Annotated in this window: 9 protein-coding genes; 3 read left to right on the forward strand and 6 right to left on the reverse strand. The window is 41.5% G+C overall.

What is annotated here, in order from left to right; translation table 11 throughout:
- Window positions 1-91 precede the first annotated feature (91 nt).
- Window positions 92-952, forward strand: coding sequence for a DUF4299 family protein (locus M1F37_RS06585; protein WP_247935205.1), 861 nt, complete (start codon window positions 92-94; stop codon window positions 950-952).
- Between the two features lie 170 nt (window positions 953-1,122).
- Here M1F37_RS06585 and M1F37_RS06590 read toward each other — a convergent pair whose 3' ends face one another.
- The 6 genes from M1F37_RS06590 to M1F37_RS06610 form a co-directional block, all read right to left on the reverse strand.
- Entirely contained in the window at window positions 1,123-2,187 is a 1,065-nt protein-coding gene (locus M1F37_RS06590) for a DUF6574 domain-containing protein (protein ID WP_247935206.1), read from the reverse strand.
- Between the two features lie 62 nt (window positions 2,188-2,249).
- On the reverse strand, window positions 2,250-3,161 hold the full coding sequence (locus M1F37_RS06595; protein ID WP_247935207.1) for a DUF4097 domain-containing protein: 912 nt from the start codon (window positions 3,159-3,161) through the stop codon (window positions 2,250-2,252).
- Window positions 3,154-3,747, reverse strand: a complete 594-nt coding sequence (locus M1F37_RS06600) for a DUF1700 domain-containing protein (protein WP_247935208.1) — start codon at window positions 3,745-3,747, stop codon at window positions 3,154-3,156. Before M1F37_RS06600 ends, M1F37_RS06595 begins: the two co-directional genes overlap by 8 nt.
- On the reverse strand, window positions 3,734-4,060 hold the full coding sequence (locus M1F37_RS06605; RefSeq protein ID WP_247935209.1) for a PadR family transcriptional regulator: 327 nt from the start codon (window positions 4,058-4,060) through the stop codon (window positions 3,734-3,736). The genes M1F37_RS06600 and M1F37_RS06605 overlap by 14 nt, the downstream gene beginning before the upstream one ends.
- 44 nt (window positions 4,061-4,104) lie before the next feature.
- The gene (locus M1F37_RS10010; RefSeq protein ID WP_282184485.1) at window positions 4,105-4,230 is read right to left on the reverse strand and encodes a hypothetical protein; all 126 of its coding nucleotides are present in this window, start codon (window positions 4,228-4,230) and stop codon (window positions 4,105-4,107) included.
- Window positions 4,231-4,351: 121 nt separating this feature from the next.
- Window positions 4,352-5,518, reverse strand: coding sequence for a CynX/NimT family MFS transporter (locus M1F37_RS06610; protein ID WP_219967160.1), 1,167 nt, complete (start codon window positions 5,516-5,518; stop codon window positions 4,352-4,354).
- A 154-nt stretch (window positions 5,519-5,672) separates the two neighbouring features.
- On the opposite strand from M1F37_RS06610, the gene M1F37_RS06615 reads away from it, so the two are divergent.
- Together M1F37_RS06615 and M1F37_RS06620 are read left to right on the forward strand one after the other, a co-directional pair.
- Window positions 5,673-6,503: a glycosyltransferase gene (locus M1F37_RS06615; RefSeq protein ID WP_247935210.1), complete on the forward strand. Its 831-nt coding sequence runs from the start codon at window positions 5,673-5,675 to the stop codon at window positions 6,501-6,503.
- 85 nt (window positions 6,504-6,588) lie between these two features.
- Window positions 6,589-8,439, forward strand: coding sequence for a polysaccharide biosynthesis protein (locus M1F37_RS06620; RefSeq protein ID WP_247935211.1), 1,851 nt, complete (start codon window positions 6,589-6,591; stop codon window positions 8,437-8,439).
- The last annotated feature ends 108 nt before the right edge of the window (window positions 8,440-8,547 follow it).

Genomic DNA, 8,547 nt, shown 5'->3' on the forward strand with positions numbered 1-8,547 from the left:
ATGCTTTTTACTCAAAAATCTAAAGTTTGTTTCTGTATCTTTCAGAAAAATAAGGTATACTATATGTAAACGATTTCAAAGGAGTTCAGTTATGACGAAAACATTTTTTATTCCAAATAAACAGAGCATTTTAGGAGAACAGGAAATTTTGACTGCCAAGTCGATCTTGGCCCTGGTAGACGGCTTGGAGTCGCATAGTTATGATGCCGTTTATCTCCGTCAGCCTCTTAACCGTCTTGAGTATATCGAGTGTGCGATAGTGGGGCAATCACAATTTCTCTTTAAGGTCAGTTATGCTGATGGTCAAAAGGCTTACCGTGTCGATCTTCCTGACCTACTCACGAAGACAGACTGGCAGATTATCAAGTCATTTTTAGATGCTCTGCTTGCTTATACAGGAACAGAGATTGAAGGACTAGATGGTTTTGATTTTGAAGCTTATTTCCAAGCAAGTATTCAAGCCCATCTGACAGATAATGCAGCTCGTTTTACGATTTGCCAAGGAATTTTTAATCCTGTATTCTCTAGTCATGAGGACTTGAAGAGTTTTTTAGAGGAAGATGGCTTGGCTCGGTTTGAAGCGCGTGTGCGTGCGGTTCAAGAGACGGATGCCTACTTTGCAAGAGTTTCCTTCTATCAGGATGGAGAAGGGCAAGTGCACGGTGTTTACCATCTGGCTCAAGGCGTCAAGACTGTTTTACCGAGAGAACCATTTGTTCCTGCAGCCTATATGGAGCAATTGGTGGATAAGGAAGTCCAGTGGGAGATTGACTTGGTTCAAATCACAGGAGATGGCTCTAAACCAGAAGACTATGAAGCTATCGCTCGCTTGGACTATGCAAAATTCCTAGAGTCACTACCATCAGCATCTTACCACCAACTAGACGCCAATCAATTAGAAATACAACCCATACTAGGACAAGATTTTAAAACATTAGCACAAGAAGAGTAAAGCAGGTCAGTCGACTTGCTTTTTGACATAGAAAAAATCCTGCCATGGATGACAGGATTGATACTCAATGAAAATCAAAGAGCAAACTAGGAAGCTAGCCGCAGGCTGTACTTGAGTACGGCAAGGCAACGCTGACGTAGTTTGAATTTGATTTTCGAAGAGTATGAAGTTTAAAGAAAGGCCAAGATACGAAGATAATCCCCAATCAGTGCCACTTCAGCTACAAAGAAGAGGAGGATAATGACTCCGTTCACAAGGACAGATAAGAATAACTGATAGAAGGAGTCAGTTTCACTTGCTTGACTTGGTCTTGTAATGATATGGAGACTAGCAAGTAGAATGATTCCAATGCTAATCACACACAAGAGGGCTGTAAATCGCAGGCTGTCAAAGAAGGCAAAGAAACTAGCAGTGGCAGTGAGGAAGATTGGAATTGCCAAGAGTTGACTATATTGTTGGAGAACCTTTTCTAGCGTCCAGTCTTTTTCTTGGTGGATAAATCGTCTCACAACGAAACTACCCAAGAGGAATGAAAAGAAGAAGAGTGTTGTTGCTACTAGGATAGAGATAATCGAAAAGAGATTTAATGAAGCAAATTGTTCAGGGAAGTGATTATGCATAGTTGCTATATGTCCATAGTAAGCATGTTTGATGTGGTAGATACTAAAGAAAAAGGAAGACGCAGAAAACAGAATGAGCAAGAGAAAGGCTGTGTAACTATGTGTGCTACTTGTTTCAAGATTGCTCGTAGGAGATTTGAGAGCTTCTAATAGCCAAGACCAAAAATCAAGCGCTTGCTCTTTCCATTTATCCCTAGATTTGGGAACTTGGTCGGGGATATAGGGACTTTCTAAGGATTGACTGATAAGAAGGGGCTCTTTCGTGGTTGGTTTTTGCTGAGGAAGTGCTTCTTGACTCTCTTCAGCTATAGTGACTTTTTCTGTTTCTTTAGAAAGGTCTGGCTCTTCTTCAGTAGAATTGGATGCCTTCTTTTCTTCTATTTCTGTTCTCGCTTCACTGTCTTCAGGCGTTTCAATTTTCTCTTCATGCTGGTTTTCCAGTTCGGCTTCAACTTGAGAGAATTTCTCCTCTACTTGAGTATTTTTTTCAATTGGTGTATCGAGATCGGCTACAATTTCTTCAGCCTTGTCTGCAAGATCTTGGGGCTGTTCATCAGGCTTGTTTTTGCTTGTTGTTTTTACAAAATCATTACTTTCAAACCATTCTTGTTTCATGGTAGAACCTCCTTTTTAGTTAGATAAATATGCTTTCATAGTAGCAGATGTAAGCGCTTTTGTCAACGTCTGTTTGGTATGGATACTAGCTCAATATTATTATCAGCTCTAGCAATGAGTTGATCCTTGACATCGGTTTTTTCAGTTTTGTAAGGGTTGCTTAATTCCGTACCTCTTGATTCAGGCTCTTCTCTTGTGAATTGGTGGATAGAACCATAGTTGCTTGAGATGTCCCAGTTAATTCGTTGGTTCTCTTTCTGGTCTAGGATGATTCTGAGATACTTTTTGGCAGTCAGTTCAACCTTACCATGGACTTGGATATTTTCAGCGTGGAAGTGCTTCTCTGTTGACTCTAGCTGACTATCTGTAAGGTCTGTATCAAAAATATTGACGATATTGGGCGTTGTGAGTTTGCTGTTTTTGATTCGACTTCCTTCAATTCGGAGGAGATAACCATTTGTATTAAGGGTCGCATTTTCAAGACTAGCATTAGTAATACTAGTTTGTCTACGATTGGCTGAAATGTTGATTCCTTTTAGAGTTCTTCCTTTTGGCAGTTGGAGGATAACTTCATCAAAACGACTAGAGTAGCTGCTTGCGATATGGAGAATCCCACCAATTCCAGAAGAGAGAAATGGAGTTTCAGACAGTTTCTTATCAGTGATATTCAGAGTTTTATCGTTGTGATTTGTGACAAGATCATGGTGAGCAGAAAGAGATGGATGGTAAGAAATGTGGATTTGATCATCGAAAGAGTCTGTGATGGTGAGCGCGTGTTGGTGAAGAGTGATTTCTAGGTTTTCGACTTCCTTGCCAAAGGTCAGCTCTTCCATCCGACTATCATAGACAGGCTCCTTGGACATGGCAAGTAGGCTCTTGATCCCGTCAGATTGGATACCTACAAAGAGCAGGATAAATCCGATAACGGTAGTCACCACACCAAAAATGAGAAATCCTTTTGTCAATTTACGCATGTTGATCACCTCTCTTTCCTTTTTTAAGAACAAATTGCACCAGGCGAACAATGAGTAGACCGAAGAAGCGAGCTATATAGGAAATACCTAGTAAGACCAGTGAAGAAGCACCGATAGCCAGTAAACCAGCACCGAAAATCAAGATAAAGGCTGATTTGGCTTGGGCAAGTACAGTGAAACTTTCAACTAAAAATAGGAATCCGCAGATGATACCAAGTATGGAAACTGCAAAGAAAGCTAGAATGACAGTCGAAGCAGCCACAAGGATTGCGAATAGGGACACAAGGATTGCGATTCCAAGAGGAATGCCGATGGGGGCTGCAAGCAAAGCTAACAAGGCGATATGCAAAATTTGTCGGTTATTCTTTTGAGCAGGCGCTTCATTGATTTTTTTATCGAGAAGATTTGCTAGAACTTCGTGGGCTGCTTCTTTGGGAGTTCCCAAGCTAGTGATGAGTTCTTCCTCTCCTTCGACTCCAGCATCGTCAAAGAGTTCCCTGAAATAGTCCATGGCTTCGATGAGGTCAGCTTCAGGTAGTTTCTTGAGATAGAGTTCTAGCTGAGTCAGGTATTCAGTTCTTGTCATGGCGGATACTCCCTTCTATGATGCCATTGATGGTGTCTGTATAGAGTGTCCATTCATCTTTTAGAGTCAAGAGCTGCTCTATACCACCATTTGTCAAGGAGTAGTATTTACGCATGCGACCTTGGAACTCTCTAGAATAGGTTGTTAGAAAGCTATTGCCTTCCAATTTTTTTAGGATAGGATAGAGTGTAGATTCTTTGATATTAGCGATCAGCTTAATGGTTTGGCTAATCTCATAACCATAAGAATCCTCTTTTTCCAGTACGGCCAAGATGAGAAATTCAATCAAGGCAGAGGATGTTGGAAAGTACATGGGAAACCTCCTTTTCTAATGTATAATACTCTTCGAAAATCTCTTCAAACCACGTCAACGTCGCCTTGCCGTAGATATATGTAACTGACTTCGTCAGTCTTATCTACAACCTCAAAGCAGTGCTTTGAGCAACCTGCGGTTAGGTTCCTAGTTTGCTCTTTGATTTTCATTGAGTATAAGATTTTTATATATAATTTTTCTACACATACATTGTACATCTAAATGAAAGCCCTGTCAAGAGAAATGTGTAAAATTTTTATATATAAAAAACTTCTAGGTAAAACTAGAAGTTTAGAGGATTTTATCGGCTCTGTCCACTGTAAAGAGGGCCACAGTCATCAGGATATCGACGAGCAAGAGGGCGGCTACAGCTGGTACCCAAGAGTGAAAAAGGTCAAAACTGTATCCAAAGAGAGTCGGCCCAAAGGCTGCTAGGATATAGCCTCCTGTTTGAGATAAGCCGGACAATTGGGCTGTCTTTTCAGGAGCGCTTGTCTTGAGTGAAAAGTTGACCATGAGATAAGGGAAGAGGGCGCTGGTTGCGGTTCCGATGAGGAGATGGATAGCAAGCCAGTAAAAGAAATTACCGATAGGGAAAAAGAGCATGGAAATACCGACAACACCAGCTAGTGAAACCAGAGTGAGCATGAGCTGACGGTTGCGAGTTGACAAGCTGGTTGTCAGGCTTGGGATGGTCATGGAAAAAGGAATGCTAATCAGAGAGAAGATAGAAGTCAGTAAGCCAGCCTCGTGACTGGATAGACCTGCATGGATAGCCATGGTAGGTAGCCAGGTCATAGCGGTGTAAAAGAGCAGGGATTGAAAACCTGCAAAAACAATAACTGCCCAAACCTGTTTATTACGCATGACCTTTGTTTGGCTTTTTTGTTTGGTTTGTGGAGCCAGTCTGTGATTATAGCGGTGATTTGGGAGCCAGACCAAAAAAGTTGCTAGGCAGAGTAGGGTGAGGAGGATGATGAGTCCTTTCCAAGAACTGGCTTGTGTAATAGGCACAGCCAGATAGGAAGCCAGAGCTGTTGCAATCCCCATAGAGGTTACATATAAGGTAGTCAGAAAACCAATTTTCTTTGGTTGATTGGCTTGGATGAGACTAGGAAGCAGAACATTGATGACTGCGATACTTGCCCCAACCATCAAAGTTCCTAGATAGAGCAGGGGCAGATTGATTAGTCGAATAAGTGAGCCAATAGTCAAGAAGAAGAGGCTGTAGGTGAAGAGATGCTCCAAGCCGATTTTCTGAGCCAGTCGGGTAGAAAAGAGCGAGAAGAGGGTAAACATGAGGAGGGGAAGGCTGGTTAGGACACCAAGCGAACTAACTTCTACTCCCAGCCCTTGCGAAATATCTCCCAAAATAATGGGTAAAACAGTAAAAGGAGTCCGCAAGGAAACACCAATCAGGATAATACCTGGAACAAAAAAGAGTGATTGCTTTTTCATAAAATACCTCTTCTAGCTGATTTTAATAACAGCTTATTTTAAGGCTTTTTCCCTATAATGTCAAGTCAGGTTTTGGGCTTTCAAGATAAAAATAGGAAAGTCTTGAAAATTATGATAAAATAGTGGAAGGAAATCTATACATTGGAGAAAAACTGTGTCTGAAAAGCAAAAAATCAGCGTATTGATGTCGGTCTATATCAAGGAAAATCCGATATTTTTAAAGGATGCTATTGAGAGTGTTCAAAATCAGACCTTGAAACCGAGCGAATTGGTTTTGGTTGAGGATGGGCCTTTGACTCCTGAGCTCTATCAGGCATTAGACCAGCTTGAAGCTGAGTCTGATATTCCAGTGAGACGCTATCCTCTTGAGCAGAATCAAGGTTTGGGTCTGGCTCTTCGACAGGGTGTTTTGCAGTGTCAGTATGATATTATTGCCCGTATGGATACGGATGATATAGCTGTTCCAGACCGTTTTGAGAAACAGGTTCAACTAATGGAGAAGGACAACCTCGACCTATTAGGTGGCCATATTGCAGAGTTTATTGATAATCCTGATGAGATTGTTTCCTACCGTCGTGTTCCGACTCAACATGCAGATATTGTGGCTTATCAAAGGATGAGAAGTGCCTTTAACCACATGACTGTCATGTTCAAGAAGGATATGGTTCTCAAGGCTGGCAATTATGAAGATGGCCTTTATATGGAGGATGACCTCCTCTGGCTCAATATGATTGCTGCAGGAGCTAGGACTGGAAATCTGGATCAAATCTTGTGTCAGGTTCGTGTCGGAGCAGGGATGTTTGAGCGTCGTGGGGGACTGCGTTATCTCAAACTCTATCGTCAAGCTCGTCAGCGGATGCTGAAGCGAGGACAAATTTCTTACATGGAGTATGCCAAGAGTGTTGCGATTCAGATGGTGGTTGCCCTTTGTCCAGGATTTGTCCGACAGTTTATTTTTATGAAACTGTTAAGAAAAAGCAAGTAAAAGATTGTAGCAAATCGTAAACTAGAGAAAAAGTGTTATAATAACAATATAACTATTCAGCTCTTTTAAGGAGGAGTAAATTTCTATGAATAAAAAACTCACAGATTATGTGATTGATCTGGTGGAAATTTTAAATAAACAACAAAAACAGGTTTTCTGGGGAATATTTGATATTTTGAGTATGGTGGTTTCCATCATTGTATCTTATATCTTATTCTATGGCTTGATTAATCCAACACCTGTTGACTACATTATCTATACGAGTTTGGCCTTCCTGTTCTATCAATTGATGATTGCATTTTGGGGGTTGAACGCTAGTATTAGTCGTTACAGCAAGATTACGGATTTCATGAAAATCTTTTTTGGTGTGACTGTTAGCAGTGTCTTGTCATATAGTATCTGCTATGCCTTCTTGCCCCTCTTTTCAATCCGTTTCATCATTCTCTTTATCTTGTTGAGTACCTTCTTGATTTTATTGCCACGGATTACTTGGCAGTTAATCTACTCTAAACGCAAACAAGGAAGTGGGGATGGAGAACACCGTCGGACCTTCTTGATTGGAGCTGGCGATGGTGGAGCTCTCTTTATGAACAGCTACCAACATCCAACTAGTGAATTAGAACTTGTTGGTATTTTGGACAAGGATGCTAAGAAAAAGGGTCAAAAGCTTGGTGGTATCCCTGTTTTAGGCTCTTATGACAATCTGCCTGAATTAGCCAAACGCCATCAAATCGAGCGTGTGATCGTTGCGATTCCGTCACTTGATCCGTCAGAGTATGAGCGTATCCTGCAGATGTGTAATAAACTGGGTGTCAAATGTTACAAGATGCCTAAGGTTGAAACAGTTGTTCAGGGACTTCACCAAGCAGGTACTGGGTTCCAAAAAATTGATATTACGGACCTTTTGGGACGTCAGGAAATTCGTCTTGATGAATCGCGTCTGGGCACAGAACTTACAGGAAAAACAATCTTGGTTACAGGTGCTGGTGGTTCAATCGGTTCTGAAATCTGTCGCCAAGTTAGCCGCTTTAACCCTGAACGCATCGTCTTGCTCGGTCATGGGGAAAACTCAATCTACCTTGTTTATCATGAATTGATTCGTAAGTTCCAAGGGATTGATTATGTACCTGTGATTGCGGACATTCAAGATTATGATCGTCTGTTGCAAGTCTTTGAGCAGTACAAGCCAGCTATTGTTTATCATGCAGCTGCCCACAAGCACGTTCCTATGATGGAGCGCAATCCCAAAGAAGCCTTTAAAAACAATATCCGCGGAACCTACAATGTTGCTAAGGCTGTTGATGAAGCCAAAGTACCTAAGATGGTTATGATTTCGACAGATAAGGCGGTTAATCCACCAAATGTTATGGGCGCAACCAAGCGCGTGGCTGAGTTGATTGTTACTGGCTTTAACCAACGTAGCCAATCAACCTACTGTGCAGTTCGTTTTGGGAACGTTCTTGGGAGCCGTGGTAGTGTCATTCCAGTCTTTGAACGTCAGATTGCTGAGGGTGGGCCTGTAACGGTGACAGACTTCCGCATGACCCGTTACTTTATGACTATTCCAGAAGCTAGCCGTCTAGTTATCCATGCTGGTGCTTATGCCAAGGATGGAGAAGTCTTTATCCTTGATATGGGCAAACCAGTCAAGATTTATGACTTGGCTAAGAAAATGGTCCTTCTAAGTGGACACACTGAAAGCGAAATTCCAATCGTTGAAGTTGGAATCCGCCCAGGCGAAAAACTCTACGAAGAACTCTTGGTATCAACCGAACTTGTTGATAATCAGGTTATGGATAAGATTTTCGTTGGTAAGGTAAATGTAATGCCTCTAGAAGCCATCGATCAAAAGATTGAAGAGTTCCGAACTCTTAGTGGAGATGAGTTGAAGCAAGCCATTATTGCCTTTGCCAATCAAACCACCCACGTTGAATAAAAAAAGAAAAACGCGTATTATCAAGTCTTGAATGTACTGACCCCAAAAAGTTAGACAATTAATTTATCCAAAGGATTTAGTTCTGTATTGCACAGGGCTGAGTCCTTT

Origin of the sequence: Streptococcus mitis (assembly GCF_023109105.1) — a bacterium.
Lineage (GTDB): Bacteria > Bacillota > Bacilli > Lactobacillales > Streptococcaceae > Streptococcus > Streptococcus mitis_BW.